Origin of the sequence: Pseudomonas sp. NY15356 (assembly GCF_048068175.1) — a bacterium.
Classification (GTDB): Bacteria; Pseudomonadota; Gammaproteobacteria; order Pseudomonadales; family Pseudomonadaceae; genus Aquipseudomonas; species Aquipseudomonas putida_K.
In genome coordinates this window covers 41,503-68,499 of sequence record NZ_JBLUPW010000020.1, presented here as the reverse complement: position 1 = coordinate 68,499, position 26,997 = coordinate 41,503, and the positions used below count along the sequence as shown (strand labels likewise).

Below are 26,997 nucleotides of genomic sequence, written 5' to 3'. Positions count from 1 at the left end.
ATGAACCACGATCGCTTAACCCCCACCCCAGACGATGCCCTCGCCGACGCGGCCGCCCACTGGTGCATGCGGCTGCATGCCGACGACTGCACGGCAGCCGAGCGCGAGGCATTCCAGCGCTGGCTGGCGGCCGACCCACGGCACCAGGAGGAGTATCAAGCGATGCTGGAGATCTGGCATACCGCCGAACACTTGCCCCCTACCGCCACAGTGGTGGACTTCAACCCGCGTGCACGGCCTGTAGCGCGCCAACACACCTGGCGCCCGCTGGCTGCGGCTGCAGCAGTGCTCCTGCTCGCCCTGCCCCTGGCTGGCTGGGTCGGCTGGGAACAAGGCTGGCTGCCCAACCGCTACCAGCACGTCGAAAGCGACGGCCAGGTGCAGCAGGTGACCCTGAGCGACGGCAGCATGGTCGAGCTCAACCTGCACACCGAGTTGCGCTACCTGAACTACAAGGACCGGCGCCAGGTCACCTTGGTCAAGGGCGAGGCGTTCTTCAAGGTCAAGCACGATAGCCGCCACCCGTTCATCGTCCGGGCAGGCAGCGGCCAGACCCGGGTCACCGGGACCCAGTTCAATGTCTGGAAGCATGAGGACCAGGTCAAGGTGACGTTGGTGGAAGGCTCGGTGCTGGTCACCAGCCATGGCGCCGATGACGGCTACCGCCTTGGCCCCGGCATGCAGGCCAGCTACCGCACCGGTGACTTCGAGCCGGTACTGGCGCAAACCGACGATTCCGGCAACAGCCTGGCCTGGCGCAGCGGCAAGCTGATCCTGGACAACCTCACCCTGGCCCAGGCCCTGCCAGTGATCAACCGCTACCTGGACAAGCCCTTGCGCCTGGCTGACGAGAGCACGGGCAAGATCCGCGTCAGCGGGGTGTACAGCATCGACGAGGTGGAGCGCCTGGTGGATAACCTGCCGAAGGTGCTACCGGTCTACTTGACGCGTAGCCAGGACGGCAGCACCGTGCTCAATCGCATCTCTCCACCGGCCAGCCGAGGGTGAGCCTGAAGCGTTCGTCGCAACAGCTTCAGCGCCTTTGAAAGCGAACGCCGCGCGGGCGGCACTCGCTTTCACAGCTATCGAACCGCTCAAGCCCTGCCTCCGCTCAAAGCACCATCGCCGCCAACCAGCCAAACGCCAGCAGCGGCAGGTTGTAGTGAATGAAGGTCGGTACCACGGTGTCCCAGATATGGTGATGCTGGCCATCCACGTTCAGCCCCGAAGTCGGGCCGAGGGTGGAATCCGATGCAGGCGACCCGGCGTCGCCCAGCGCCCCGGCGGTGCCCACGATGCACACAGTGGCCAGCGGGTCGAAGCCCAGTTGCACGCACAGCGGCACGAAGATCGCCGCCAGGATCGGCACGGTGGAGAACGACGAGCCGATGCCCATGGTCACCAGCAGCCCCACCAGCAACATGAGCAAGGCACCGACGCCCTTGCTGTGGTCGATCCACTGTGCCGAAGCCTCGACCAGGCCGTTCACTTCACCGGTGGCCTTCATCACCTCGGCAAACCCGGACGCGGCGATCATGATGAAGCCAATCATGGCCATCATCTTCATGCCTTCGGTGAACAGGTCGTCGGTGTCCTTCCAGCGCACGATGCCCGACAGCGAGAAGATCAGAAAGCCGACCATGGCGCCGATGATCATCGAGTCCAGCCACAACTGGATGATGAACGCTGCGGCAATCGCGGCGCCGGCTACCAGCAAGGTCAGGGGGTTGTAGCGGACGCTGACCTGCTCGACCTGTTCGATGCGGCCCAGGTCGTAGTCGCGCTTCTTGCGGTAGCTGACGAACACGGCCAGCAACAGCCCGGCGAGCATGCCCGCGGCCGGAATGGCCATGGCATGGGTGACGTTGACGCCACTGACATCCACGCCGGCACGGGCGACGTTAGCCAGCAGGATCTCGTTGAGGAAGATGTTGCCAAAGCCCACCGGCAGGAACATGTACGGGGTGATCAAGCCGAAGGTGATCACGCAGGCGATCAGCCGCCGGTCGATGCGCAGCCGGGTCAGCACGTACAGCAGCGGCGGTACCAACAGAGGAATGAAGGCGATATGGATAGGCAGGATGTTCTGCGAGCAGACAGCCACCACCAGCATCAGCCCGACCAGCACCCACTTGAGCGCACCCTTGTTGGCATGCCCCTGCCGGTCGACCATCGCCAAGGCGCGGTCGGCCAAGGCATGGGCCAGGCCGGATTTGGCAATGGCGACGGCAAAAGCGCCGAGCAGCGCGTAGGACAGCGCCACCGTGGCACCACCGCCCAAGCCACTGTTGAAGGCCTTGAGCGTGCCTTCGGTGCCCAGGCCGCCGACCAGGCCACCGGTCAGGGCGCCGACGATCAGGGCGATGACCACATGCACGCGGGACAGGCTCAATACCAGCATGACGCCAACCGCGGCAATGACTGCATTCATGGTGTGGTTTACCTCGTTACGACAGACGAAAAGCGAGTGCGCCGGCGACAGGCTGCATGCGGGCAGTGGCCGGGCCAGGGGATGTTGTTATGAAGGGCGCACACTCTGAAGCACACCTGGGCGCTTGTCAAAGCCGTCAAGGCCGTGACTCGTGTCAGAAGTGCCTGAAAGTAGGTTTTTTATTGAACGCATGGATAAAGAAAAGGACCGGCTCGCCGACATAAAGGGCAGCCCCAGGCCCTGCTGCCAATCAGCCGCGACTAGACCGACTGGCACTGGCCAAGACCTCTTTACAAGGGATCCCCAAATGCCTTTGCGTCAACTTTCCATCCAGTGGAAGATCACCCTGTTGGCCGGCCTGTGCCTGGCGACCATCGTCACGGTGCTGATCGGTCTTTCGTTGTACCGCATGGATCACAGTTCGGACTTGGTCAAGGCCAGCAGCATGCAGATGCTCACCGAGTCGGCCCAGGCCCGCATCGAGTCCCAGGGCGAGGTGCAGGCCCTGGATATCCGCCGCCAGTTCATGGATGCGTACCAGTACGGCGCCGGTTTCGCCCGCCAAGTGTTGTTCCTGCGCGAACAGGCCGAAAAGCGTTTTCTCGATGCCTATGACCTGCGCGAGGACATGACCCGGCAGGTGCGCTCGGCACTGCAGGCCAACCCCGAGCTGCTCGGCCTGTCGTTGGTCTTCGAGCCTGATGCGCTGGATGGCAAGGACAGCCTGTTCAACGGCCAGGCCGAGCTGGGCAGCAACGAAACCGGGCGTTTTGCCTTGTACTGGTCGCAGCCACGCGCCGGCCAGCTGACGGCCATGGCATTGCCGGAACAGGACATGGCCAACACCGAGATCGGCCCAAGCGGCGAGCCGGCCAACACTTGGTGGGTATGCCCGCGCAGCACGCGCAAAGTGTGCGTGAGCGAGCCCTACTTCTATACCATCGATGGCCACCAGGTGCTGATGACCAGCATCGTGTTCCCATTGATCGTGGCGGACAAAGTCATCGCCACCCTCTCCATCGATATCAACCTCAACAGCCTCCAGGCCCTGAGCGAACGCGCCAGCCGAAGCCTCTACGAAGGCCGTACCACGGTCGGTATCCTCAGTCCCGCAGGCCTTCTGGCGGGCTACAGCGCCGATGCTGGCAAGCTGGCCCAGCGCTTCGACCAGGTCGACCCGGCCCAGGGCGCAGAACTGGTGCGCAAGCTGCCGGACGGCAAGCTGCAGGTTATGCGCCATGAACAGCGCCTGAAGGTGCTGGCCGCCTTCGAGCCGATCCCGGGCGGCAAGCCCTGGGGCGTGCTGCTCGATGTCCCGCAAAGCGCCCTGACCGGCCCGGCCGAAGCGCTCAAGCAGGAGCTCGACGCCCTCAATACCAGCGGCACCTTGCTCGAGCTCGGCCTTGGCCTGGCTGTCGCGATCGCAGGGCTGTTGCTGGTGTGGCTGATGGCCCGCGGTGTCACCCGACCGATTCTTGGTGTTGCGGCCATGCTCAAGGACATCGCCAGCGGCGAAGGCGACCTGACCCGTCGCCTGGCCTACGACAAGCGCGACGAACTGGGTGAGCTGGCCGGCTGGTTCAACCGCTTCCTCGACAAGCTGCAGCCGACCATCGCCGAGGTCAAACGTTCGGTACATGCCGCACGCGGTACGGCGGACCAGTCGGCAGCCATTGCCGCCCAGACCAGCGCCGGGATGGAGCAGCAGTACCGTCAGGTCGACCAGGTGGCTACCGCCTCCCATGAGATGAGTGCCACTGCCCAGGACGTGGCCCGCAGCGCTGCGCAAGCCGCCCAGGCCGCTCGCGAGGCCGACCAGGCCACCCGTGAAGGCCTGGCGGTGATCGACCGCACCACCCACAGCATCGATGCGCTGGCGGCCGACATGAGCGGCGCCATGGCCCAGGTCGAAGGCCTGGCCCAGAACAGCGAGAAGATCGGCTCGGTGCTGGAGGTGATTCGCTCGATTGCCGAACAGACCAACCTGCTGGCCCTCAATGCCGCCATCGAGGCCGCCCGGGCCGGCGAGGCCGGGCGCGGCTTCGCAGTGGTCGCCGACGAAGTGCGCAACCTGGCCCGGCGTACCCAGGAGTCGGTGGAAGAAACCCGCCAAGTGATCGAGGCGCTGCAGGCCGGCACCCAGGAAGTGGTCGGCGCCATGGACAACAGCCACCGCCAGGCCCAGGGTGGCGTCGAGCAGGTCGGCCAAGCGGTGACCGCACTGCAACGCATCGGCCAGGCGGTGACGGTGATCACCGACATGAACCTGCAGATCGCCTCGGCCGCCGAAGAGCAGAGCGCAGTGGCCGAGGAGATCAACCACAATGTGGCGACCATTCGCGATGTCACCGAGTCGCTGTCCGGGCAGGCCAATGAGTCGGCACGGGTCAGCCAGTCGCTGAACGACCTGGCCAACCAGCAGCAAGGGCTGATGGACCAGTTCCGCGTCTGAGTGCCATAACCGGCCGCCTGTAGAAGCGGCGGCCGGACCTGTCTGCAATCGGGGCGCAAAGCGCCCTCTCCTTTTACAACGCACCGCGCGCCGGGTGGAACCGCCCTCCTCCCAGTAGGCGAGCTCGCCAATCGGGCCGCAATTATTCCCACCGGCACAGGCATTGCCGCAGCCTGAAGCCGTTCCCGCCGTGCCCAACCAGGGTGACGAACCTGCGTCGTCTACACTTGCCCGAACCCCGAGACTGGCGACCGAGAGGCACAGATGAAGAAGATTTCCACGCTGCTGGCCGGCCTGCTCCTTGCCGTCGGCCTGGCCAGCACCGACAGTGCCGCAGCCGACGAACGCGCGCCCATCCACTTCGGCGCCATCGGCTGGGAAAGCGGTGCGTTGACCACCGAGATCCTGCGGCTGATCGTCGAGCACGGTTACGGCTACCCCACCGACACCTTGCCGGGTAGCACTGTCAGCATGGAGGTGGCCCTGGCACGCAACGACCTGCAGGTGATCGCCGAAGAATGGGCCGGGCGCAGCCCCGCCTGGGTCAAGGCCGAGCAGGCCGGCCAGGTATTCGCGCTCGGCGATACGGTAAAGAACGCCGAGGAAGGCTGGTGGGTGCCGGCCTACGTGATCAAGGGCGACCCCGCACGCAAGCTCGCGCCGCTGGCCCCCGACCTGCGCACCGTCGATGATCTCAAGCGCTACCCTCAGGTATTTCGCGACCCAGAGGCGCCGGACAAAGGCCGCTTCCTCAACAGCCCCAGCGGCTGGACATCCGAGACGGTCAACAGCCAGAAGCTCAAGGCCTATGGCCTCGACACCCTCTACAACAATTTCCGCAGCGGCTCGGGCGCAGCCCTGGATGCGGAGATCGGCTCGGCGATCCGGCGCGGCCAGCCGGTGCTTTTCTATTACTGGAGCCCGACGCCGCTGATGGGGCGCTACGATCTGGTGCGCCTGGAGGAGCCACCTTTCGACGCAGCTGCCTGGACCACCCTGACCGATGCCAAGCACCCGGCGCCCAAGGGCAGCCGCTCATTGCCGGCCAAGCTGTCGATCGGCGTGTCGGCGCCCTTCCGCCAGCAATACCCGGACCTGGTCGCGGTATTCGAAAAGGTCGACCTGCCGATCGACCGACTGAACAAAGCCCTGGCACGAATGAGCGAAACCCGACAGCCACCGCGTGATGCGGCCCGGGCGTTCCTGCGCGACAACCCGGCGGTGTGGAAGGCCTGGTTGCCTGCCGAGGCCGCCGCCAAGGTCGAGGGGGCGTTGTGAGCGCAGGCTTTCCCGAGGCACTGCAATTCTCTTTCGCCGCATGGGTCAACCGCCTGGTCGATTGGCTGGTGCTGCACTACGGCAACCAGCTGCGTCATGTCTCGGACCAGCTGCTGCAGGTCCTGGTAAGCCTGGAAAACGGCTTGCGCCAGCTGCCATGGTGGCTGTTACTGCTGGTAGTAGGGCTGCTCGCCTGGCATGCCAGCCGTAGCCTGCTGCGAGCGGTGGTGCTGTGCGCCTTGCTGGCGCTGATCGGTATGCTTGGGCTCTGGGACAAACTGCTGCAGACACTGGCCCTGGTACTGGTCAGCACGGGCCTGTGTGTGTTGGTGGGCGTGCCGCTGGGGATCGTACTGGCGACCCGGCCGCTAGCCCGGCGCCTGCTGTTGCCGGTGCTGGACGTGATGCAGACCTTGCCGGCATTCGTCTACCTGATCCCGGTGCTGATGCTGTTCGGTCTGGGCAAGGTGCCCGCCGTGTTCGCCACTCTGGTGTATGCCCTCCCGCCCTTGGTACGCCTGACCCAATTGGGCCTGGCACAGATCGACCCCTCGTTGCTGCAGGCCGCCCATGGCTTGGGCGCCAATCGTTGGCAGCGGTTGCGGCGCATCGCCCTACCCCTGGCGTTGCCGAGCATCATGGCCGGGTTGAACCAGTCGGTGATGATGGCGTTGTCGATGGTGGTGGTGGCCTCGATGATCGGGGCACGGGGGCTGGGCGAAGATGTGCTGGCCGGCATCCAGACGCTCAATGTCGGCCAAGGGGTCGAAGCCGGGCTGGCGATCGTCGCGCTAGCGATGGTCATCGACCGGATCAGCCAGGCGTATGGCCAGCCGGGGCGTTCATGAACCCTCGTCGCCACACAAAGGCAGCATCACACTGACCTGTAGGAGCGGGCTTGTCCCGCGATCAAGGGCGAAGCCCTTGCCATACCACCGCAGCTCCCGCAAAGCCTTATCAACGTTTCATGCAGCGTTGGTAACGCTCGTCCACCCTGCCGGCAAACCATGCAGTGGTCAGCTTGCGGGTGATCTTCGGGCTCTTGAGCTCGATCCCCGGCAACACCGCTCGCGGCATAGGTTTACCAGCCGCAGCATCGGCGAGGGCGAACACACCCTCATACAGCTCGGTGTCCTCGAACGCGAGGCTGTCGCCCTTCTCCAGCTGGTTGCGGATCTGCGTATTGCGCAAACCAAGCTTGACCCCGAGCTTGCGGGCGGCCCGTTCGGTACTGCCAGGCATGATCGAACCCGGCGCGATCAGGTCGCCGTCGAGCGCCAGCCGCTCCCCGGTCGCACGGCTCAGGGCTGCCTGGAACGCGGCATTGCGGCTGGCGTACCAGCCGGCATTGAAATCGGCGAAGCGATACAGCTGACGCTGGTAATGACTGGGGTAGCCCAGCAGGTGGGCAATACCGAAGTACATCCCACCACGGCGGGTGAACACTTCCTGGCGGATCGTCCCCGAGTGGCTGTAGGGGTAATCCCTTGCGTTGCGCTCGGCGAAGTCGATGCTCACCTGCATCGGCCCTCCGGTGCGCACCGGGTTAAGCCCACCGAGCAGGGTTCTTCCCAAGGGCAGGCCGGCGATGAAATCGTCGAACAGGCCGCTCAGTTGCTTCTCGCTGCGTACCGCGAGCAACCGTTGCTGGTAGGTTTGACCATTGGGCGATGGGGTCTTCAGCGCGCCATCGACCAGCAACCTGGGGATGTGCAGGCGCGCGGCACGGCGGTCGATTTCCTCCCGGGCGATGCGGCCCAGGTTCGGCACCTGCGGGTCTGCATTGAAGGTCGACTCCTGCTCGGTGACGGCCAGCACGGCGCATAGGTTGCTCTTACTGGGAGCGATACGCTGGGCAGCGAAGGCGACCTGGATGTCCTGAGCCCAACCGTCCCGGTCCCGGGTCGAGGCCGGCAGCAGGCGCTTGACCTGGGCCTGGACCTTGGCCGGGTCGGCCTCAGGCGCTCGCGGTGGGGTGGCACAGCCCTGCATCAGTACGAGGATGGCCAGCCCGCAAGCCACCAGCCGCCGGTCGATCATTTTCTTCAAGGCTGCTCGCCCACCAGATAAGTCTTGCTGATATGGCGGAACAATGGATGGGCGGCGCTGCCCATCCATTCGAACAGCACCATCTCACGGGTGACCACCTGGGCCCCGGCATCGCGCATGCGTGCCAGGCCCGCCGCCTTGCTGGCCGGGCTGCGGCTGTCACAGGCATCCTCGACCACGAACACCTGCTTGCCCAGGGCCAACAGGCCGAGCACGGTCTGCAACACGCAGACGTGCGTTTCCATGCCACAGACAATCACCTGCTCGCGCGCCATCAGGCTCGCCGGCAGGCACTGCGCGGCCACGCAGGAAAAATGCTGTTTCTGCACCACTTCGGCGGCCGGCGCTGCTGCCAGAAGCTCGGCCAGGGTATGTCCCAGGCCCTTGGGATACTGCTCGGAAATCACCGTAGGCACTTCCAGTTCGGCGGTCGCGGCCAGCAACCAACGGGCCCGCGCCCGCGTGCCCTCCGGGTCGCTCATGGCGCCTATGAGTTTTTCCTGGATATCGACGACCAGCAGCGTGGCCTTGTGAGAATCGATCAGCATTGACTGCCCCTTGCCTGGGAACGTAGCGGCCTGCCGTAGGCCACGAAGGTTACTAGGCTGGCCGAGGCAAGGGGGTGGCGTCAATCATGCGCAACGCCGACAGGCGCCGAGGGCGTTGGCCAGCACGGCCAGAACACGGTCTTCGTGCTCGTGGATGAAGAAATGCCCGCCGGGGAATACCTCCAGGGAAAAGTCGCCCACCGTCTCCTGGCGCCAGGCCAGCAATTGTTCCTGGCTGGCCCGGTCGTCCTCGCCGCCGAGCACATGCAACGGGCAGCGTAGCAAGGGGCGGTGGCGGTAGGTATATCGGCCACATAGCAGGAAGTCGGCGCGCAGGACCGGCAAGGTCAGGCTCATCAGCTCCTGGTTGGCCAGCACTTCCTCCGGGGTACCCTGCAAGTCACGCAGTTCTGCGATCAGAGCGTGATCAGGCCTGGGCTCGCGCCAGTGGCCGGCCTCGTAGTCTTCCCGGCGAGTCGGCGCCGCGGTGCCACAGGCGAACAGCGCCAGCGGCGGCGGGCAACCCACGGCCTGCAGTTCATGGGCGAGCTCGAAGGCCAGCAACGCCCCCAGGCTATGGCCGAGCAAGGCATAAGGCGCATTGGCCTGCAGGCGCTGTTCGGTGGCCAGTTGCCGGGCCAGGGCCTGCATGTCGGTCTGCAGCGGCTCGCCCAGGCGCGCACCACGCCCGGGCAGCTCCACCGGGCATACTCGCAACCAGGCCGGCACCTTGCGGCGCCAGCGGCTGTAGACCATGGCGCTGGCGCCGGAATAAGGCAGGCACAACAGGTTCACCTCGGTCACCGGCAACGCCTCATTGCGCCTGGGCCTGCGCCATCTTCTGACGCAGGCTCAGCGGGCGCATGTCGGTCCAGACTTCATCGATATAGGCCAGGCACTCCTGCTTGAAACCGCTCTTGCCCACCGCGCGCCAGCCGTTGGGGATGGCCTTGTAGTCCGGCCAGATGGAATATTGCTCTTCGTGGTTGACCACTACCTGGAACACGATATCGTCGCGGTCGAATACGGACGTCATTGCCTGTCTCCTTGAATGTTGAAGGCCGATGCGCAGTGCGCAGGGCGGCTCTCCATCAAACGAAGGGCGAGCGGGAAAAATTAATCGCCTGCCTTTGCAAGCGGCGCCGATGGTGGCATATATCGAGCTTCCCTTAATGGAGCGTTTTCTCATGCTCGGCGTAACCGACTACGGCGCATTCGTCGTTGCTTTCCTCATCCTGCTGGCCATTCCGGGGCCCGGCAACTTCGCCCTGATCACGGCTACCGGCAAAGGCGGTATCAAGGCTGGCCTGGCCGCCACCTGTGGGGTGATCCTGGGCGATCAGGTGCTGATGTGGCTGGCGGTGGCCGGGGTCGCCACGCTGCTGGCCGCCTACCCCGCCGCCTTCCACGTGGTGCAGTGGGTGGGGGCGGCCTACCTGGCCTGGCTCGGCCTGCGCATGGTGTTGAGCAAGCCTGGCGCAGCCCCACGGGAAAGCCGCATGGCCAATGGGCATTACCTGCGCCAGACCATGATGATCACCTTGCTCAACCCCAAGGCGATCATGTTCTACATGGCGTTCTTTCCGTTGTTCGTGGACCCGGTGCATCACCAGGGCGTGGTCACCTTCGCTTTCATGGCGGTCACCGTGGCGGCACTGACTTTTCTCTATGGTTTGGTTGCGGTGGTGCTGACCCATCACCTGGCCGAGCGCATGCGTGCCAACCCACGCATCAGCAACCTCCTCGAGCGCCTGGCAGGCGCCTGCCTGGTGGGGTTCGGCATCAAGCTGGCGGCGATGCGCTGAGGTTCAGGCGTCACGCAACAGGTCGTGGGCATCGAGCAGGCGGAAGGCAACCTGCGGGTTACGCTCCAGCCCACGACGGATCGCGGCGGGGATCGACTGGCGCGTCTTGCGGCACAGCCCCGGTTGTTCGTCCAGTTCGATGACGATGCCGCGCATGGTGCGCACTTCGTTGTAGCCCGGCGCGATACGCACCCGAATGCCCAGTTGCTCGTACAGGCGCACCTGCAGGCGCTGCAGGTCTTCCAGGTCCTTGAGGTTTTCCAGGCGCTCGAGCAGGCGCTTTTCCTCCTGGCGGGTCAGCAACAGGATACGTTGCGCCTGAGGCGGCCCTTCGTGCAGCCGCTCGCGCCCACAATTGCAGGCGCCCGGCGGGCAGGGTTGGCGAAGGGGTAACTGGGTGCTGGTCATGGAGCAAGCATAGATCTTTCCCTGTCCAAGTTCATGAGGCAGGGATCGCCTGGATGAAAACGCCAATGACGTGCCGCACTTTTCCGGCAAGCGGTGGTCTACCCCCTCTTTTGCCGAGTTGCAATCGATTGCCGGCCGTTATTCGCAGTGCACAAGGCAGGGCCAAAAGCCCTGCGCTTGTGTAGGATGAGCAGCGCAACCTAGGCGCTGCCAGTTCATAGGGAGATCTTCATGCGCGTCCTGTCATCCGTTGCCCGTCTTGCCGTCCTGTCGCTGGGCCTGGTGGCGTGCGCCAATGCCCTGGCCTTCAGTGGCGAAGAGGGGCAGCTGATCGAGTCGATCAACGCCTACCGCAGCCAGGCCCAGCGTTGCGGCGGGGAGGCTTCGCTGGAGTTGCCCCCTCTCAACAGCGACACCCGCCTGGCCTTGTCGCCAGAAGGCACCCGCGACCTGCAGCAGGCCATGACCCGCGCCGCCTATCCGATGGTCAACGTACAAGCCATCAGCCTGTCCGGCCCACGCGATGCCCAGGCCGCAATGCGTGCCATCGAGGAAAGCTTCTGCCAGGTGGTGCTCGACCCGCAGTTCGTCGATATCGGGGTCAGCCAGGAGGGCCGTGACTGGCGTATCGTCCTCGCCCGCCCGTTGCTCAGCGGGCGCCTGGGCGACTGGCAGGCCGAAGGGCAGAAACTGTTGCAGGAAATCAATGCCGCACGCAAGGTACCGCGCCAGTGTGGCGGCCAACCCTTCGCAGCGGCGCCGGCGTTGGGCTGGAACGCCACCTTGGCTGGAGTTGCCGCCAACCATACCCGAGCGATGGCCAACCAGAACTTCTTCGACCACCTGGACCGCGACGGGCGCACCCCAGGTGATCGCGCAGAGCTTGCCGGCTACCTGTACCAGCAAATCGGCGAAACCATTGCCGCCGGGCGCGACACGCCACGCAAGGTCGTGGACGGCTGGCTGGCAAGCCCCGGCCATTGCGCCATCCTGATGAACCCTGAATTTCGCGAGCTCGGCGCCGCCTATGCCGTGGACCCGAAGAGCGACGCCGGGATCTACTGGACAGGCGTGTTCGCCTCACCCCAATAACCTTTGCGGGCATGATGAGGCCTGTGAGCGCGCGCCGCCTGCGCGGCGCATCGAGCGCTACGCTCGATCTCACCGCCCCCGCGGCTGTCGCGGCAAACCCTGCCGCAACGCCAACGCTGTACAACCAAACCGTCGCCGTACGCACTTGCCCAGGTAGCTGGCATCTCCCAACCCCACCTCATCGGCAATCTGCGCCAGGCTGTGGCTTGTGTTGATCAATCGCCAGCGCGCCTGCTGCAGGCGCAGCTCCTGCCACCAGGCCTTGGCGCTCATCCCGTGGCTGGCCTGGAACTGGCGGTCCAACTGGCGGCGGCTGATGCCAAGCTCGGCCGCCAATTGCTCGATCGACAGCGAGGTGCCCAAGTGATGGCGCATCAGCGCAGTGGCACGCTGGACCTGACGCCCCTGCTGCCCTGCCCCGGCGTCCAGCGAACGCAAGGCATGACGGCTGTCTCGGGTCTCGTCCACCAGCATGTCAGCCAGGCCCTTGAGTGCACGGGCTCGCCCGCAGGCCCGTGACAGCAGCTCCACGGCCAGGTCGATGGCTGCGGTCCCGCCGGCACAGCTGATACGTGCACCATCGAAACAGTACAGCTGTTCGCGTTGCACCTGCAGGTGGGGGAACGCTGCGCGAAATTCAGCTTCGTGCCGCCAATGCACCACGACTTTGTGGCCATCGAGCAGGCCGCAGGCGGCCAGGAGAAACGCTGCGTTATCGACGCAAACCAGCTTCACTCCAGCTCGCACAGCACGTTTGAGCAGTGCCCGGTAAGACGGCGCCAGGGCAGCCGTTGCAGCGGCACTGCGCCCGCCGAACAGCACCAGGTAATCGTAGCCCTTGAACGCCACCTGCTGCGCGATCACGTCCACCTGTACCACTGCACCGCTGCTTGAGGACACGGGCTGCGCGTCCAGGCCCAACAATGCCCAACTGCAATAACGCTGGCGGCTGTAATCCTCATCGTCGGCGCTGAAACGCAACTTGTCGAGGAAGGCGCCGAACGGCAGCAAGGCGAATTCCGGCAGGGGAAGGATCAACAGTCGGATATCGGGTGTCATTGAAAAACACGTCCAGAAAACACCATGGAATGTCCTAATATTACCCTTCAAACGACGCTTCGTGCTCTAGACTGGCGCCCGTCCCTACCCTAAGGCGCTGCTCATGGCATTGGATACCTGGCTTCTCTATCTGCTGGCCAGCATAGGCCTGTCGTTGACCCCCGGTCCGAACAGCCTGCTGGCCCTGACCCATGGCGCGCTCTATGGCGCCCGCCGCACGTTGTTCACCATCGTAGGTGGCGTGTTCGGCTTCGGCGCCCTGATCGCCCTGGCCATGTTCGGCCTGAGCGCCTTGCTGCACACCTCGGCCTCGTTGCTGCAGGTGCTCAAGTGGGTTGGCGGGGCCTATCTGCTATGGCTGGGCATCCAACTCTGGCGCAGCCCGGCCATGCGTCTGGAACTTGCCGTCGGCAGCCCACGCGTGGGCAATGGTGGCTTGTTCCGCCAGGGTTTCCTCTGCGCCGTGGCCAACCCCAAGGTACTGCTGTTCTACGGCGCCTTCCTGCCGCAATTCATCGACCCGCAACGCGGGCTGGCGATTCAGTTCTTGATCATGGCCGCAACGTTCGTCAGCGTGGAGTTTCTCGTCGAGTACCTGCTGGCGCGCCTGGCCCTGGGCGTACGCCCCTGGCTGACCAAGGGCGGGCGCGGCTTCAACCGCTGCTGCGGGACATTGTTCGCATTGATCGGCGTGGCCTTGCCGTTGGGGCGCTGACGCCGAACGGCACGCGGGGCAGCCCATTATCGGTTTTGAGCTACAGGGCTTTCAGCCAAGTAGCCCAAGAATGTCAGCTAATGGCTGTATCGTTGGTAGGGCATGCGGCCGACACTCGTCTTCTACGCGGTTGACCTCCAACCGGCTCCAGAAACCGACGAGACCTCACGATGCGCCCTCTGGCCTATATCCTCGGCGCGCTGGCCTTGAGTAGCCAGGTACACGCCACCAGCACCCCACCCCTTTCCGACACCCAGCCAGCATTTGCCGAAGCGCCTGTGGGCGACTTGAGCCAACGGGGCGCCAAGGCCGCCCGCGAACTGAACGCCTGGTTCGCTGCAACACCCGACGATTGCGGCGGCCCCGACAAACCCGCGCACCTGTGCAGCGGCCTGATGCTCCGTGCGACCGACACCAACCCGAACTTCCTGCCTTGGGATCCAAGCCCCGGAGCCATCGCGCTGGGTGGCGTGTCCTTCTCCTGGCTAAGGCGCGACCATACGTTCGCCAGGACCTGGGAAAACTGGAACGGTTTCATTTTCTATCCCGGCCATGCCACGCCACCCGATAGGCTCGACAGCATCAAGGTGCTCTGCTCGTTCCCGATCAATGCCGATACGTGGCAACGCCCTGACCTGCAAGGCTGCGGCCCGATGCCGGACGCCCCCGAACTGACCGACACCTGCCAGAACCTCAACATCCACAGCGCGTCGGGCTGGTTGACCAAATATTCAAAGACTGCGACCACCAACAAGGTTTGCGGCTGGGACATTCGCGAAGGGCGAGAGGCGACCGCCGCCTGGTTCAAGGCGTCGATCGACGCGCATCAGGGCCTTACGGGCCTTTCCTGGGAAACCTTCGACGAATTGATGCTTTCCAGCTGGCGAACCGGCGACGGCGCCCAACTGCCGCTGCATTCATTTTTCTATCCAGCGCGAAGCCTGGAATCCAGAGCCAAGGCACGCATCGACCAGACGCGCTATTTCGAACAATACGGGCAGACACTGCCGCTCATACGCCTGGCCTTTCCACAGGACCGACACGCAACCACCGTAATCAGCTTCCTCGAGGCGGACCAGGCGGTGGGCCTGTCGGCACCTCGCCTGGAAGTGGATTTCGAAGACATCCCCCCTGGATCACCTGCGGACCTGGTTTCAGGCGGTATGGGTTTCGCCGCCACCGCCTCCGAGCTGATCGAGATCCAGGATTCGAACCTTGGCAACCCGCTGATTACGGGTAACTACCTGGTCGTAGACAATCTGCTGGATTTCCCCGTGGACCCGAACGGTAATCATACCGGTACGCGAACGGTCGAATTTTCCTGGGGTTGCAACAGCTATTGCAGCGTCACCGAGCTCACCAGCGGTCGTGAGACGGTGCTGGTGGAGGCTGAAGCGGTGGGGCCTATGCGCTTCGGGCGCCACACCGTGTCGGTGACGGCCCCTGAAGTGATTCGCCTGACGAGCAGCATGGAGGACGGTTCACGCATTGTGCTGGACAACCTGACCATCGACTGACCGTGAGGCAGCCTGTGACTGTAGGCGGTAGAAGCGCCACGGCAGCAAAACCGCAGCCACCGCCAGGCCACAGGCAAAGCCGACCCACACACCGACAGCGCCCAACGGCGAATGAAACGCCAGGCCAAAGCTCAACGGCAACGCCAGCAGCCAGTAGCTGACCAGCGTTACCCCCACCGGCCAGCGGTAATCCTGCAAGCCGCGCAAGGCGCCCAAGGCGGTGGATTGCAGACCATCGGCCACCTGCATGGCGGCCACGACCACGAACATCGGCACGGCGATAGCGATGACCTGCGGGTCATCGCTCATGGCCTCGGCGATACGCCGGCCGAACAACGCCAGCAGCAGGGTGCTGGCAACCATCCAGGCTGTCACGCTGGTGAACGTGGCGCTGCCGATGGCGTTGATCCGCGCATTTTCACCGCGCCCCTGAGCCTGGCTGATACGGATGCTCACCGCAGCGGCCATGCCCAGAGGCAGCATGTACAACAACGAGCCGATCGACTGCACGATCTGGTTGGCAGCCAACGCCGCGGAGCCCAACCATCCCAGCATCCAGGCGGCGATCACCACCGCACCGGCTTCGGCCAGGTAACCCAGGCCCAGTGGCCAGCCCTCGTTCAACAATGTGCGCCAGGCCAACTGCTTTCCGCGTGCCGGGCACCGATAGACCGCCAACGACGGCGCCAGCCACCAGTAGGTGAATGCCAGCAGCACTGCCAGGGATTCGGCCAATACGCTGGCAATGCCGGCGCCCAGCAACCCCAGCGCCGGCAAGCCGAAATGGCCATGGATCAAGGCATAGCTCAGGGGAACGTTGAACACCACGGCGCTCATCACGATCACCACTGCCACCCAGGGCCGACCAATGGCTTCCAGTACGTCCTTGAACACCACCGCCAGGCAGAACGGGATCAGGAACACAGCCATTGCCTGCCAATAAGGCGTGAGCAACTGCTCATCCGGCAACGGTACGCCCGCCCATTGCAACACCGGCAGGAGGGCGAGCATGGCCAGGCAGCCCAGGATACCTGCCAGTAACCCGTAGCCCAGGCCGGCGCGCAACGTTCGCGCCACGGCAGCGGTGTCACCGGCACCGAAGGCATGCCCCACGCGCACGCTGAGGGTGGCGAGCATCCCGTACAAGCCAGCATGGAAGATCAAGCCGGTACTGGCGGCGAGCGATACACAGGCCAGCACCACCGTCCCGAGCGAAGCGAGCATCAGCGTATCGGTCAGGCTGATCAGCTCACTGGCAGAAAGGCCAAGCACCAAAGGAAGGGCCAGACGCAACAGGGCGGGGAGCTCATCCAGCCAAGTGGTGTTTCGGCGCTGAAGCGTTGCAGACATGACACGAACCTCTATTTACATACGCTACGTATGCTAATAGTTGTTAATTACATACGCAACGTATGTTAATTTCAGCGCATCGTATTCAGCCGGACGCTATCCATGCCCGTTACCCGCCGCAGCCGCGCTGCCATGAGCGCAGAGACCACAGAACGATTGATCGCCGTCGCGCGCCGCCAGTTCGCGGAGAAAGGCTTTGCAGCAGTGGTCATGGACGACTTGTGTGCCGAAGCCGACCTGACCCGTGGCGCCCTGCACCACCACTTCGGCGGCAAGGCCGGCCTGTTCACGGCGGTGGTGACCGCATTGCTCGATGAGATCAACCTGGCCCTGGATGAACGCTTCGCCACCCACAGCGATCCCTGGGACGGTTACCTCGACACCTGTCTGTATTACTACGACCTGCTCCACGACCCCGCCCTGCGCCGCATCCTCCTGCAAGATGCCCCGGCAGTGCTCGGCCCACGGTTGCGCGAACTGGAAGAGCAAAGCTATATAGGGCCAATGGTCGAAGGGCTGGCGCAGCTGCAACGAGCCGGCGTGCTGCGGGACTTCGACCCGGTCGCCATGGCGCACCTGATCAATGGTGCCATGGGTGAGAGTGGCATGTGGGTGGTCGCCCAGGACGACCCCCAAGCGGCGGCAGAACAGGTCAAAGGGGCTTTGAAGTGCCTGATGGAGGGGTTGCGCCGCTGATTTCCAGCCAATGCGACCATTGTTCAAAACCATGAATTAGCGCCAGCTTTCCAGCGAAAATCTATTTTTTCATCGCCTGTTCGTGACAAAACCGGGTCATATCCCCTGCGACAATTCGCCTCGAAAAATTATGTACTAACTTGTTAATTATCTTTTGAAAGGCCTAAACTGCGCACCGTCCCACCTGCGAGAACACTGGCAATGTCACAATCACCTCGCGCCCCTGGCGCTTCAACTTTCCTCCTGGTCGGCCTGGGCGTGGTCATCGCCCTGCTCGGCCTCCTCCTGGCCGCTGGCGGCGTCAAACTGGCGGGGCTGGGAGGCTCTTGGTACTTCCTGGTCGGCGGCTTGGCCATGGCTATTTCCGGCGTGCTCATCGCACGGCGCAAGCCGGCAGGCGCCTGGCTGTTCGCTGCATTCTTGATCGGTACGGCTATCTGGGCCGTGCTCGATGCGGGCCTGGTGTTCTGGCCGCTGTTCTCGCGGCTGTTCATGTTCGCAGCCATCGGCCTGGTGGTTGCGCTGGTGTACCCGGTACTGATGCGCGCCAATGGTGGCAAGGCCGGTCCAGGCGCATACCGCGTGGCGGCGGTACTGGCCGTTGCGTTGGCGGTTGCTGCCGGCAACATGTTCGTCGCCCACCCAAGCGTTGCCCCGACCGGCAAGGGCCCGGGCCTGACTCCCGTCGAGCCGGCCAAGGCGCAGAAAGACTGGGCCCACTATGGCAACACCGAAGGCGGCAGCCGTTTCGCCGCGCTGGACCAGATCAACCGCGACAATGTCGACAAGCTGCAGGTCGCCTGGACCTACCGCACAGGCGATGTGGCGCTGAGCGACGGCAACGGCGCCGAAGACCAACTGACACCGCTGCAGGTGGGTGACAAGGTGTTCGTCTGCACCCCGCACAACAACCTCATCGCATTGGATGCCGACACCGGCAAGGAAATCTGGAAGCACGCGATCAATGCCCAGTCCAAAGTCTGGCAGCGTTGCCGCGGCATGGCCTACTTCGACGCCACCGCACCGATCGCCCAGCCCACCCAACCCGACAGCTCGCCAATTGCCACCGCTCATGTACCGGCCGGCGCGAACTGCCAGCGCCGGCTGCTGACCAATACCATCGATGGCCGGTTGATCGCGGTCGACGCCGACAGCGGCGAATTCTGCGAAGGTTTCGGCGACAATGGTCAGGTCGACCTGAAGGCGGGCCTGGGCGATGTCCCGGACTCGTACTACCAGCTCTCCTCCGCCCCGCTGATGGCGGGCACCACCGTGGTGGTCGGCGGTCGTGTGGCCGACAACGTCCAGACCGATATGCCAGGCGGTGTCATCCGTGGTTTCGATGTGATCACCGGGCAAATGCGCTGGGCCTTCGACCCCGGCAACCCGCAGCAGCGTAACGCGCCGCAAGGCGACGCCACCTACGTGCGCAGCACGCCCAACAGCTGGGCGCCGATGTCCTACGACCCCTCGATGAATACCGTCTTCCTGCCGATGGGCAGTTCTTCCACCGACATCTATGGTGTCGAGCGCAGCCGGTTGGACCACACCTACGGCGCTTCGGTACTGGCCCTGGACGCCAGCACAGGCGATCAGAAATGGGTGTTCCAGACCGTGCACAACGACCTGTGGGACTTCGACCTGCCGATGCAGCCGAGCCTGATCGACTTCACCCGGGACGATGGCAAGACCGTCCCGGCCGTGGTAATCGGCACCAAGGCCGGCCAGATCTACGTACTGGACCGCGCCACCGGTGCGCCGCTGACCCAGGTCGACGAAGTACCGGTCAAGCCAGGCAACATCCCCAACGAGCCGTATTCGCCGACCCAACCGAAGTCTGTCGGCATGCCACAGATCGGCGCACAGACCCTCACCGAGTCGGATATGTGGGGTGCCACCCCCTATGACCAGCTGCTGTGCCGCATCGACTTCAAGCAGATGCGCTATGACGGCTTGTACACTGCGCCGGGCACCGATCTGTCGCTGAGCTTCCCCGGCTCGCTGGGCGGCATGAACTGGGGCAGCATTTCCACCGATCCGGTGCATGGCTTCATCTTCGTCAACGACATGCGCCTGGGTCTGTGGATCCAGATGATCCCGTCGCAGAACAAAGGCCAGGCCGCCTCCGGGGGTGAAGCGCTGAACACCGGCATGGGCGCCGTGCCGCTCAAGGGTACCCCTTACGCGGTGAACAAGAACCGCTTCCTGTCGGTGGCCGGTATCCCTTGCCAGGCGCCGCCGTTCGGCACCCTTACTGCCATCGACATGAAGACCCGTCAGGTGGCCTGGCAGGTACCGGTGGGCACCGTCGAAGACACCGGCCCCCTCGGTATCCGCATGCACCTGCCGATCAAGATCGGCCTGCCGACCCTCGGCGGCACCCTGTCCACCCAAGGCGGCCTGGTGTTCATCGCCGGCACCCAGGACTTCTACCTGCGCGCCTACGACAGCAGCAACGGCAACGAGATCTGGAAGGCTCGCCTGCCCGTGGGCAGCCAGGGCGGCCCGATGACCTACGTCTCGCCCAAGACCGGCAAGCAATACGTGGTGGTTACGGCAGGCGGTGCGCGGCAGTCCACCGACCGTGGCGACTATGTGATGGCCTACGCCTTGCCATAGATCACCGCCCCAATCGCCGGCAAGCCGGCTCCCACAACGTCTGTGCGCCACCTGTAACAGTGGAATCTGTGGGAGCCGGTTTGCCGGCGATTGGCCTCATACTGACAACCCGAGATTTTGCAATGCCACCCGTTTTTCGCGTCACCCCCACTGCCCTGTTCTTGACCCTGGCCAGTACCACCGCCCTGGCCAGCAGCGACCTGACGACCCGCAACACCTTGACCGGTGACTGGGGCGGCCTGCGCCACCAGCTCGAAGAAGACGGCATCAGGTTCACCGGCGACTACAGCGGCGAAACCGCCTACAACGCCCATGGCGGCCTGCACCGTTCCGCGCGCTACTCACAGAACCTCAAGCTCGGCGTGCAGTTCGATCTCTCCAGGCTCTACGGCCTGGACAACGGCGGCAAGGTCCAGCTGACCCTCAACGATCGCCGCGGCAACAGCGCCTCCGAAGACCTCGTGGGCAACCGCCTGCCGATCCAGGAAAACTACGGCGGCCTGTATACCCGCCTGACCGAACTGAGCTACGAGCGCACGCTGTTCACCCCGGCCCTGAACGTCAAGCTCGGCTACATGGCCATGGGCAACGACCTGGGCGGGTTGGACAGCGGCATCCTGTGCAACTTCATGAACGCAGGCTTCTGTGGCCACCCGCTGAACATGTCCGGTGGCAGCGGTTGGACCAACTACCCCAACGCCCATCTGGGCGTGCGGGTGAAGTACGACCTGTCGCCCGCCTGGCAATTGCGCGTGGCGGCGTTCAATGTCGACCCCGAAAGCAACGGTGATTCCAGCCGCGCCTGGCACCTGGGGCCGCGGCACACCACCGGGACCGTGGTGCCAGTGGAGCTGGTGTACAAGCTGCAGGGCGAATTGCCCGGCGAGTACAAGCTCGGCTACTACTACGACAGCTCCGACGTGAAGCGCATCGGCAGCGACAAGGAAGTATCCGGTCGCGGCGGCCACTACCTGCTGGTCGACCAGGCCGTGTGGAACGACCCCACATCGCCTGGGCGCACCCTGCATGCCTTTGGCCAGTACTCAGCCTCGAGCAAGGCCGCGTCGCCGTTCACCAAGTGGTATGGCGCGGGCGTGGTGCTGTACAAGCCGTTCGAGGGTCGCCCGCGCGACACCCTGGCCCTGGGTTATGGTCGCGCGGTGCCCAACCCGCGTAGCCGCGATGTGCTACAGGATGCGGCGCTCGCCACCGGGCAGGGCTTCCCCGACCTCGACAGTGCCGAGCAACTGATCGAGCTGAGCTATGGCTATCAGGCCACGCCGTGGCTGAACCTGCGGCCGGATGTGCAGTACATCATCGAGCCGGGGGCCTTCTCCGGGCAAGATATCGACAATGCGCTGGTCGTGGGGCTGCAGGTCAAGGCGACGTTCTGAACCGTGCCTTGTGCCGCTTTGCGACCATCGCGGCACAAGGCTGCGCCTAGAGGGGCATCGCCAGGCCTACCCAACTTTTTCCTACCTACCGAACATATTTTTAATAATTTTCCGTTCCCGTCCCCTGCTCCAGTATTCGCCGCAACTACAACAACAAAGAGCGGTGAACACGATGAGTACGAGTGCGTCCATGCCTGCCACCGCGCAGGCGAATCAAGCCGGCTTTCGCCGGGTATTGGGGTTAGGTTCGTTGTTGGCCGTGGCCATCGGCCTGGTGGTGTCACAGGGTGTGATGGTGATGATGTTGCAAGGGGTCGGTGCCGCAGGCCTTGGCTTCATCGTGCCGCTGGGCCTGGCCTATTTGCTGGCGCTGAGCTATGCCTGCTCGTTCTCCGAGCTGGCCTTGCTCATACCCCGCGCCGGCAGCCTCTCCAGCTACACCGAAGTCGCCCTGGGCCACTTCCCGGCCATCCTGGCGACCTTTTCCGGCTATGTGGTGGTGGCCATGTTCGCCCTGTCGGCCGAACTGCTGCTGCTCGACCTGATCGTCGGCAAGGTCTACCCGGGCGTCTTCCCGCAATTCTCGGTGGCCTTCGCCGTGCTTGGCCTGTTCACCGTGCTCAACCTCATGGGCATCGACATCTTCGCCAAGCTGCAGAACGCCATGGCGGTGGTGATGGTCATCGTGCTGCTGATCCTTGGCATCGCGGCCATCCATGAAGGCCATGACGCCGGCGCTACCCATGCGCTGCAGCAAGGCGATTGGAACCCCATGGGCGCTGGCGTGCTGGCATTGACGGCCATGGCCGTGTGGGGCTTCGTCGGCGCCGAGTTCGTCTGTTCGCTGGTAGAGGAAACCCGCAAGCCGGAGCGCAATATCCCGCGTTCGATGATGATCGGCCTGACCGTGATTTTCGCCACCATCGCCCTGTATGGCCTGGGTGCGCTGTTCCTGGTGCCACGCCAGGCACTGTCTGCCGATGCCCTGCCGCATTACCTGTTCGCCACCACCGTGTTCGGCAAGACCGGCGAAGTGTTCCTGGTGATCGCGGCGGTCACTGCCACCTGCAGTACCCTCAACACCTCGCTGGCAGCCATTCCGCGGATGCTCTACGGCATGGCTTGCAACGGCCAGGCGTTCCCGCAGTTCAAGCGGCTCAGCGTCCGCGCCAATACGCCCTGGGTAGCGGTGCTGTTCGTCGCGGCCATCACCGGCCTGCCGATCCTGGTGATGGGTCAGAATGCCGCCGCCATCAACCTGCTGCTGCTTTCCGCTGCTCTGGCCTGGTTGCTGGCGTACATCATCGTGCACCTGGATGTCATTGCCCTGCGCCAGCGCTACCCGCATTTGGCGCGTCCGTTCCGCACGCCGTTCTATCCACTGCCGCAAGTGTTCGGCATCGGCGGGATGCTGTATGCGATCTGGTATGCCTCGCCGAGCCCCGAGATGAGCGGCAGGATCTTTGGCGTTGCCGGGGTGGTGCTGGCGGTCGTTTCGCTGATCGCGGTGGTGTGGATCAAGGGGGTGATGAAGAAGCCGCTGTTCAAGCCTGAGGCGATGTAAACCTGGCCGGCTTTTGTTGGCTGAACTGACGCTATCGCGGGGCAAGCCCGCGATAGCGTCAGTACAAGCCTCAGCCAACGCTCAAGAGCTCCACCAACCGCAACAACATTGCATCGCACCCACGCAACTGCTCGAGACTGATGAACTCATCTGGCTTGTGCCCTTGGTCCATGCTGCCCGGCCCACATACCACGGTCGGGATACCCGCCTGATCGAACAGCCCGCCTTCGGTGCCGAACGCCACGGTGCCGAACGCATCCGAACCACTGAGCAGCGCCACCAGTTGCGCCGCCTCGCTGTCGGCCGGCGTTGCCAATCCTGGGTAGGCACTGAGCGGTTGCCAGCGGATGTCGCTGTCGGCGCTCACCGCACGCATACGCGGCAACAACTCGGCATGGGCATAGGCCTGCAGCTGGTCGACCACGGTCTGGGCCTCGAAACCGGGCAAGGCGCGCACCTCGAAGTCGAACGCGCAGTCGGCCGGGACGATGTTCAACGCCCTGCCCCCCTTGATCACACCGGTCTGTACCGTAGAGAACGGCGGATCGAAGCGTTCATCGTGGTGCTCGGGTCGAGCCAGGCTGTCAGCGATCTGGCCCAGCTTACCGATCAACTGCGCAGCGTATTCGATGGCATTTACACCATAGGGTGCATAGGCCGAATGACAGGCTGCGCCCTGTACCTGGCAGCGCATGGCCAACTTGCCCTTGTGCCCGAGCACCGGCCTGAGTTCGGTGGGCTCACCGATCAGGCACAGCCGTGGCTTGTGTGCACGTTGCTCGAGGGCGGCGAGCATGGAGCGCACGCCCAGGCAGCCGACCTCTTCGTCGTAGGAAAACGCCAGGTGCACCGGCAGTTTCAATGGCTGGGCGAGGAATGCAGGTACCGCCGCGAGCACCGATGCGATAAAGCCTTTCATGTCGGCGGTGCCACGCCCGTAGAGACGTCCATCGCGCTCGGTCAAGGTGAACGGTTCGACCGTCCAGGCCTGCCCATCCACCGGTACCACGTCGGTATGCCCGGACAGCACCACACCGCCGCGGTCCTGAGGGCCGATGGTGGCGAACAGGTTGGCCTTGCTGCCTTCGTCGTTGAGAAACAGCTCGCACGCCACCCCCAACCCGGCCAGGTAATCGCCAATGAAGTCGATCAGCTCCAGGTTGGAGTCGCGGCTGACGGTGGCAAAACCCACCAGCCGCGCCAGCAGGTCGCGGCTGCTTGACTCACTCATCGCCCGGCACCCCATAGCTGGGCGCAGCGGTGGGGTCCAGCGCACGGGTCACGTAATCCTGCATCTGTGGACGATAGGCTTGCCACAGTTTGCCCAAGGCGCCGATGGGATCGTCGTCGGCCCAGTCGACCCGCAGGTCGACCAGCGGCCAGGTCAGGTCACCGGCAATCTTCATCGCGGCCGAATGCACCGGCCCCGCTTCGCCACCGGCAGCCATTGCGGCGTGCATGGCCACCAGCAAACGATCGCCCAGGTGCCCCGCAGCGTGCTCGAAAGCCTCGACCATCGCCGCGATCACATGGATAGAGGACAACAAGTTACCCGCTGCCGCACATTGTTGGCCGGCCACCGCGTTGTGCACACCCAGCGCCTCCCTGCCGGTGAACAGGGCCACCTGGCCCTGGCTGTCGATCACCGTCACCTGGCGGTACTCGCTCCAGCCATTGGCCCTGAGCACCTGTTCCAGGGCTGTGCTCGGCGCCTGCCCGTGCTCCAGAGCGTCCAGGACTTGAGGGCCCAAGGCCGGCAACGTGATGTTTTGCGTGGCCACCGCGCCAACGCCAGCGCGCACCCAGGGGCAACGAGCCCCCACGGCGATGCTCGACGAGCTGATGGCGATACCGAGCTGTCCGGTTTCCGGGCAGCGGCCGATGATGGAAAAGGTCATGTTCCAAGGCTCCTGAGGGTCTGTTCGATGCCCGCCAAACAACAACTTTTCGCGCGGGTAAATGCATTTTGGGCAAAAGCCAACGGCCCACGAAACCAACTTTTTCCTAGGACTTGGCAAGCAAAAAACTACGTCAACAAAACAGAGGAAATGCGCTCCCCCAAAGTCTCTGAACACACCTTGAAGCCCCGCAGGTCAAGGCCTTCGTTAATTTATGGGCAAGCATTAGCTAAATAATATTTTCGCGTTCCAAGCGGCGTCCCTAGTCTGGCCCCAGGCAAAGGCGGTACCCCACCGACCTGAATAAAACCGCCTTCGAAGAAGGGCTTTGACATGACATTGAACACTCTTGAAATCGACACCCTCGTGGTCGGCGCCGGCCAGGCCGGCGTGGCCATGAGCGAACACCTGAGCAAACTCGGCGTGCCGCACCTGGTGCTCGAACGCAAGCGCATCGCCGAAGCCTGGCGCACCGGGCGCTGGGACTCGCTGGTGGCCAACGGCCCGGTCTGGCACGACCGCTTCCCAGGCCTGGAATTCGACCTGGACCCGGACGCCTTCGCCGGCAAGGACCAGGTCGCCGATTATTTCGAGACCTATGTCCGCACGTACAACCTGCCCGTGCGCACCGGCGTCGACGTGAAGCGCGTGGTACGCAACACCGATCGCCCGGGCTTCACCATCGAAACCAGTGAAGGGGTGGTCCGCGCCAACCGCGTGGTAGCTGCCACCGGGCCGTTCCAACGCCCGGTGATCCCAGCCATCGCGCCGAAGGACGAACGCCTGCACCAGATCCACTCCGCCGCCTACTACAACCCCGCGCAACTGCCCGAGGGCGCCGTGCTGGTGGTTGGCGCGGGCTCTTCCGGGGTGCAGATCGCCGAAGAGCTGATGCGCGCTGGGCGCCAGGTGTATTTGTCGGTGGGTGCCCATGACCGGCCACCGCGCAGCTACCGCAACCGCGATTTCTGCTGGTGGCTGGGTGTGCTCGGCGAATGGGACGCCGAGATCGCCAAGCCCGGCCGTGAACATGTGACCATCGCCGTCAGCGGTGCCCGCGGCGGCCATACCGTGGACTTCCGCGCCCTGGCCCACCAGGGCATGACTCTGGTCGGCCTGACCCAGTCGTTCGACAACGGCGTGGTGCGCTTCCAGGCGGATCTGGCCGACAACATCCGTCGCGGCGACGAAAACTACCTGGCCTTGTTGGACGCGGCCGATGCCTACGTCGAGCGCAACGGCCTGGACCTGCCGGCGGAGCCCGAGGCCCGCAAGCGCCTGCCAGACCCCGACTGCATCACCAACCCGCTGCGTGACCTGGACCTGGCCAAGGCAGGCGTGCGCACCGTCATCTGGGCCACCGGCTATGGCGTGGACTTCAGCTGGCTGCAGGTCGACACCTTCGATGCCAACGGCAAGCCACAGCACCAACGCGGGGTGTCCCGTGAACCTGGCGTGTACTTCCTCGGCCTGCCCTGGCTGTCACGTCGCGGCTCGTCGTTCATCTGGGGTGTGTGGCACGACGCCAAGCATGTGGCCGGCCACATCGCCACCCAACGTACCTACCAGGCCTACCGCGATCGCCGGCAGCGCGAAGCGGATGCCGTACAGACGCCTTCCTCGATCAAGAAAGTCAGCACCTTCGGAGCACTCTGATGCCTACCCATACCCGTATCCGCATGTTCAACACCAAGGCGACCTACCCCAACCAGACGCTGGACAACGACCTCTGCCAGGCGGTACGCGCCGGCAACACCGTCTATGTACGGGGGCAGGTCGGCACCGACTTCGAAGGCCGCCTGGTGGGCCTGGGCGACCCCCGTGCCCAGGCCCACCAGGCGATGAAGAACGTCAAGCAGTTGCTCGAGGAAGCGGGTTCGGACTTGTCGCACATCGTCAAGACCACCACCTACATCACCGACCCACGCTTTCGTGAGCCGGTGTACCAGGAAGTCGGCAAGTGGCTCAAGGGCGTGTTCCCGATCTCCACCGGGTTGGTGGTGGCGGGGTTGGCACAGGCTGAATGGTTGATGGAAATCGATGTGATCGCCGTGATACCTGATCAGGTGTGATGCGACAAGGGCCGCCCTGCGGCCCAATCGCGGGGCAAGCCCGGTACAAG

At 64.3% G+C, this 26,997-nt stretch carries 23 protein-coding genes and 2 pseudogenes; 15 read left to right on the top strand and 10 right to left on the bottom strand.

Features of this window, described 5'->3' with window-relative positions:
- Window positions 1-1,008: a FecR domain-containing protein gene (locus ACNFCI_RS16525; RefSeq protein WP_368829591.1), complete on the top strand. Its 1,008-nt coding sequence runs from the start codon at window positions 1-3 to the stop codon at window positions 1,006-1,008.
- A gap of 103 nt (window positions 1,009-1,111) precedes the next feature.
- Here the strand turns inward: ACNFCI_RS16525 and ACNFCI_RS16520 are convergent, their stop codons facing one another.
- On the bottom strand, window positions 1,112-2,431 hold the full coding sequence (locus ACNFCI_RS16520; protein WP_368829590.1) for a Na+/H+ antiporter family protein: 1,320 nt from the start codon (window positions 2,429-2,431) through the stop codon (window positions 1,112-1,114).
- A 190-nt stretch (window positions 2,432-2,621) separates the two neighbouring features.
- Between ACNFCI_RS16520 and ACNFCI_RS16515 the strand changes: the two are divergent.
- The 4 genes and pseudogenes from ACNFCI_RS16515 to ACNFCI_RS16500 form a co-directional block, all read left to right on the top strand.
- Window positions 2,622-4,025: pseudogene (locus ACNFCI_RS16515) on the top strand (HAMP domain-containing protein); the annotation flags it as partial.
- A gap of 102 nt (window positions 4,026-4,127) precedes the next feature.
- Complete coding sequence (locus tag ACNFCI_RS16510) at window positions 4,128-4,883, top strand: methyl-accepting chemotaxis protein (protein WP_416768064.1); 756 nt, start codon at window positions 4,128-4,130, stop codon at window positions 4,881-4,883.
- A 264-nt stretch (window positions 4,884-5,147) separates the two neighbouring features.
- Complete coding sequence (locus ACNFCI_RS16505) at window positions 5,148-6,161, top strand: ABC transporter substrate-binding protein (RefSeq protein WP_368829589.1); 1,014 nt, start codon at window positions 5,148-5,150, stop codon at window positions 6,159-6,161.
- On the top strand, window positions 6,158-7,009 hold the full coding sequence (locus tag ACNFCI_RS16500) for an ABC transporter permease (RefSeq protein ID WP_368829588.1): 852 nt from the start codon (window positions 6,158-6,160) through the stop codon (window positions 7,007-7,009). The genes ACNFCI_RS16505 and ACNFCI_RS16500 overlap by 4 nt, the downstream gene beginning before the upstream one ends.
- Before the next feature lie 109 nt (window positions 7,010-7,118).
- Here ACNFCI_RS16500 and ACNFCI_RS16495 read toward each other — a convergent pair whose 3' ends face one another.
- The 4 genes from ACNFCI_RS16495 to ACNFCI_RS16480 form a co-directional block, all read right to left on the bottom strand.
- A complete protein-coding gene (locus tag ACNFCI_RS16495; RefSeq protein WP_084856947.1) occupies window positions 7,119-8,201 on the bottom strand; it encodes a DUF1615 domain-containing protein in 1,083 nt (360 codons plus the stop codon).
- Between the two features lie 5 nt (window positions 8,202-8,206).
- The gene (locus tag ACNFCI_RS16490; protein ID WP_084856946.1) at window positions 8,207-8,758 is read right to left on the bottom strand and encodes a hydrolase; all 552 of its coding nucleotides are present in this window, start codon (window positions 8,756-8,758) and stop codon (window positions 8,207-8,209) included.
- Between the two features lie 84 nt (window positions 8,759-8,842).
- Window positions 8,843-9,562, bottom strand: coding sequence for a thioesterase II family protein (locus ACNFCI_RS16485; protein WP_084856944.1), 720 nt, complete (start codon window positions 9,560-9,562; stop codon window positions 8,843-8,845).
- 10 nt (window positions 9,563-9,572) lie between these two features.
- Window positions 9,573-9,794: an MbtH family protein gene (locus tag ACNFCI_RS16480; protein ID WP_084856942.1), complete on the bottom strand. Its 222-nt coding sequence runs from the start codon at window positions 9,792-9,794 to the stop codon at window positions 9,573-9,575.
- A gap of 151 nt (window positions 9,795-9,945) precedes the next feature.
- On the opposite strand from ACNFCI_RS16480, the gene ACNFCI_RS16475 reads away from it, so the two are divergent.
- The gene (locus tag ACNFCI_RS16475) at window positions 9,946-10,563 is read left to right on the top strand and encodes a LysE family transporter (RefSeq protein WP_084856940.1); all 618 of its coding nucleotides are present in this window, start codon (window positions 9,946-9,948) and stop codon (window positions 10,561-10,563) included.
- Window positions 10,564-10,566: 3 nt separating this feature from the next.
- Here the strand turns inward: ACNFCI_RS16475 and ACNFCI_RS16470 are convergent, their stop codons facing one another.
- Window positions 10,567-10,971 carry a hypothetical protein gene (locus ACNFCI_RS16470; protein ID WP_084856938.1) on the bottom strand — a complete coding sequence of 135 codons (405 nt, stop codon included), beginning with the start codon at window positions 10,969-10,971 and terminating at the stop codon, window positions 10,567-10,569.
- Window positions 10,972-11,202: 231 nt separating this feature from the next.
- Here ACNFCI_RS16470 and ACNFCI_RS16465 point away from each other — a divergent pair, with 231 nt between their 5' ends.
- A complete protein-coding gene (locus ACNFCI_RS16465; RefSeq protein WP_084856936.1) occupies window positions 11,203-12,063 on the top strand; it encodes a CAP domain-containing protein in 861 nt (286 codons plus the stop codon).
- 69 nt (window positions 12,064-12,132) lie between these two features.
- Here the strand turns inward: ACNFCI_RS16465 and ACNFCI_RS16460 are convergent, their stop codons facing one another.
- Window positions 12,133-13,122, bottom strand: coding sequence for a GlxA family transcriptional regulator (locus ACNFCI_RS16460; protein WP_368829587.1), 990 nt, complete (start codon window positions 13,120-13,122; stop codon window positions 12,133-12,135).
- Between the two features lie 103 nt (window positions 13,123-13,225).
- Here ACNFCI_RS16460 and ACNFCI_RS16455 point away from each other — a divergent pair, with 103 nt between their 5' ends.
- Together ACNFCI_RS16455 and ACNFCI_RS16450 are read left to right on the top strand one after the other, a co-directional pair.
- Window positions 13,226-13,837: a LysE family translocator gene (locus tag ACNFCI_RS16455; protein ID WP_368829586.1), complete on the top strand. Its 612-nt coding sequence runs from the start codon at window positions 13,226-13,228 to the stop codon at window positions 13,835-13,837.
- Window positions 13,838-14,007: 170 nt separating this feature from the next.
- Window positions 14,008-15,354, top strand: a complete 1,347-nt coding sequence (locus ACNFCI_RS16450; protein WP_416768061.1) for a hypothetical protein — start codon at window positions 14,008-14,010, stop codon at window positions 15,352-15,354.
- Here ACNFCI_RS16450 and ACNFCI_RS16445 read toward each other — a convergent pair.
- Window positions 15,319-16,704 carry an MATE family efflux transporter gene (locus tag ACNFCI_RS16445; RefSeq protein ID WP_368829584.1) on the bottom strand — a complete coding sequence of 462 codons (1,386 nt, stop codon included), beginning with the start codon at window positions 16,702-16,704 and terminating at the stop codon, window positions 15,319-15,321. The genes ACNFCI_RS16450 and ACNFCI_RS16445 overlap by 36 nt on opposite strands.
- Window positions 16,705-16,806: 102 nt before the next feature.
- Here ACNFCI_RS16445 and ACNFCI_RS16440 point away from each other — a divergent pair, with 102 nt between their 5' ends.
- The 4 genes from ACNFCI_RS16440 to ACNFCI_RS16425 all read left to right on the top strand — a co-directional run bounded on the left by ACNFCI_RS16440 (window position 16,807) and on the right by ACNFCI_RS16425 (window position 22,977).
- Window positions 16,807-17,400, top strand: a complete 594-nt coding sequence (locus tag ACNFCI_RS16440) for a TetR/AcrR family transcriptional regulator (protein ID WP_084856927.1) — start codon at window positions 16,807-16,809, stop codon at window positions 17,398-17,400.
- A 201-nt stretch (window positions 17,401-17,601) separates the two neighbouring features.
- Window positions 17,602-20,019: a glucose/quinate/shikimate family membrane-bound PQQ-dependent dehydrogenase gene (locus ACNFCI_RS16435; protein ID WP_368829583.1), complete on the top strand. Its 2,418-nt coding sequence runs from the start codon at window positions 17,602-17,604 to the stop codon at window positions 20,017-20,019.
- Window positions 20,020-20,141: 122 nt separating this feature from the next.
- Window positions 20,142-21,413, top strand: coding sequence for a carbohydrate porin (locus ACNFCI_RS16430; RefSeq protein WP_368829582.1), 1,272 nt, complete (start codon window positions 20,142-20,144; stop codon window positions 21,411-21,413).
- A 190-nt stretch (window positions 21,414-21,603) separates the two neighbouring features.
- Window positions 21,604-22,977, top strand: a complete 1,374-nt coding sequence (locus ACNFCI_RS16425; RefSeq protein WP_143515205.1) for an APC family permease — start codon at window positions 21,604-21,606, stop codon at window positions 22,975-22,977.
- A 70-nt stretch (window positions 22,978-23,047) separates the two neighbouring features.
- Here the strand turns inward: ACNFCI_RS16425 and argE are convergent, their stop codons facing one another.
- Entirely contained in the window at window positions 23,048-24,208 is a 1,161-nt protein-coding gene (argE, locus tag ACNFCI_RS16420) for an acetylornithine deacetylase (RefSeq protein ID WP_368829581.1), read from the bottom strand.
- A complete protein-coding gene (locus ACNFCI_RS16415) occupies window positions 24,201-24,875 on the bottom strand; it encodes a DUF1028 domain-containing protein (protein WP_084856919.1) in 675 nt (224 codons plus the stop codon). The genes argE and ACNFCI_RS16415 overlap by 8 nt, the downstream gene beginning before the upstream one ends.
- 299 nt (window positions 24,876-25,174) lie before the next feature.
- Between ACNFCI_RS16415 and ACNFCI_RS16410 the strand changes: the two are divergent.
- Both ACNFCI_RS16410 and ACNFCI_RS16405 read left to right on the top strand, forming a co-directional pair.
- Window positions 25,175-26,531, top strand: a pseudogene (locus ACNFCI_RS16410) (flavin-containing monooxygenase).
- Complete coding sequence (locus ACNFCI_RS16405; protein ID WP_368829579.1) at window positions 26,531-26,947, top strand: RidA family protein; 417 nt, start codon at window positions 26,531-26,533, stop codon at window positions 26,945-26,947. Before ACNFCI_RS16410 ends, ACNFCI_RS16405 begins: the two are co-directional and overlap by 1 nt.
- Window positions 26,948-26,997 lie beyond the last annotated feature (50 nt).

Coding starts and splice junctions, on each gene's coding strand:
- ACNFCI_RS16525 (WP_368829591.1), top strand. CDS start 1: ATGAACCACGATCGCTTAACCCCCACCCCAGACGATGCCCTCGCCGAC.
- ACNFCI_RS16520 (WP_368829590.1), bottom strand. CDS start 2,431: ATGAATGCAGTCATTGCCGCGGTTGGCGTCATGCTGGTATTGAGCCTG.
- ACNFCI_RS16510 (WP_416768064.1), top strand. CDS start 4,128: ATGGAGCAGCAGTACCGTCAGGTCGACCAGGTGGCTACCGCCTCCCAT.
- ACNFCI_RS16505 (WP_368829589.1), top strand. CDS start 5,148: ATGAAGAAGATTTCCACGCTGCTGGCCGGCCTGCTCCTTGCCGTCGGC.
- ACNFCI_RS16495 (WP_084856947.1), bottom strand. CDS start 8,201: ATGATCGACCGGCGGCTGGTGGCTTGCGGGCTGGCCATCCTCGTACTG.
- ACNFCI_RS16490 (WP_084856946.1), bottom strand. CDS start 8,758: ATGCTGATCGATTCTCACAAGGCCACGCTGCTGGTCGTCGATATCCAG.
- ACNFCI_RS16480 (WP_084856942.1), bottom strand. CDS start 9,794: ATGACGTCCGTATTCGACCGCGACGATATCGTGTTCCAGGTAGTGGTC.
- ACNFCI_RS16475 (WP_084856940.1), top strand. CDS start 9,946: ATGCTCGGCGTAACCGACTACGGCGCATTCGTCGTTGCTTTCCTCATC.
- ACNFCI_RS16470 (WP_084856938.1), bottom strand. CDS start 10,971: ATGACCAGCACCCAGTTACCCCTTCGCCAACCCTGCCCGCCGGGCGCC.
- ACNFCI_RS16465 (WP_084856936.1), top strand. CDS start 11,203: ATGCGCGTCCTGTCATCCGTTGCCCGTCTTGCCGTCCTGTCGCTGGGC.
- ACNFCI_RS16460 (WP_368829587.1), bottom strand. CDS start 13,122: ATGACACCCGATATCCGACTGTTGATCCTTCCCCTGCCGGAATTCGCC.
- ACNFCI_RS16455 (WP_368829586.1), top strand. CDS start 13,226: ATGGCATTGGATACCTGGCTTCTCTATCTGCTGGCCAGCATAGGCCTG.
- ACNFCI_RS16450 (WP_416768061.1), top strand. CDS start 14,008: ATGCGCCCTCTGGCCTATATCCTCGGCGCGCTGGCCTTGAGTAGCCAG.
- ACNFCI_RS16445 (WP_368829584.1), bottom strand. CDS start 16,704: ATGTCTGCAACGCTTCAGCGCCGAAACACCACTTGGCTGGATGAGCTC.
- ACNFCI_RS16440 (WP_084856927.1), top strand. CDS start 16,807: ATGCCCGTTACCCGCCGCAGCCGCGCTGCCATGAGCGCAGAGACCACA.
- ACNFCI_RS16435 (WP_368829583.1), top strand. CDS start 17,602: ATGTCACAATCACCTCGCGCCCCTGGCGCTTCAACTTTCCTCCTGGTC.
- ACNFCI_RS16430 (WP_368829582.1), top strand. CDS start 20,142: ATGCCACCCGTTTTTCGCGTCACCCCCACTGCCCTGTTCTTGACCCTG.
- ACNFCI_RS16425 (WP_143515205.1), top strand. CDS start 21,604: ATGCCTGCCACCGCGCAGGCGAATCAAGCCGGCTTTCGCCGGGTATTG.
- argE (WP_368829581.1), bottom strand. CDS start 24,208: ATGAGTGAGTCAAGCAGCCGCGACCTGCTGGCGCGGCTGGTGGGTTTT.
- ACNFCI_RS16415 (WP_084856919.1), bottom strand. CDS start 24,875: ATGACCTTTTCCATCATCGGCCGCTGCCCGGAAACCGGACAGCTCGGT.
- ACNFCI_RS16405 (WP_368829579.1), top strand. CDS start 26,531: ATGCCTACCCATACCCGTATCCGCATGTTCAACACCAAGGCGACCTAC.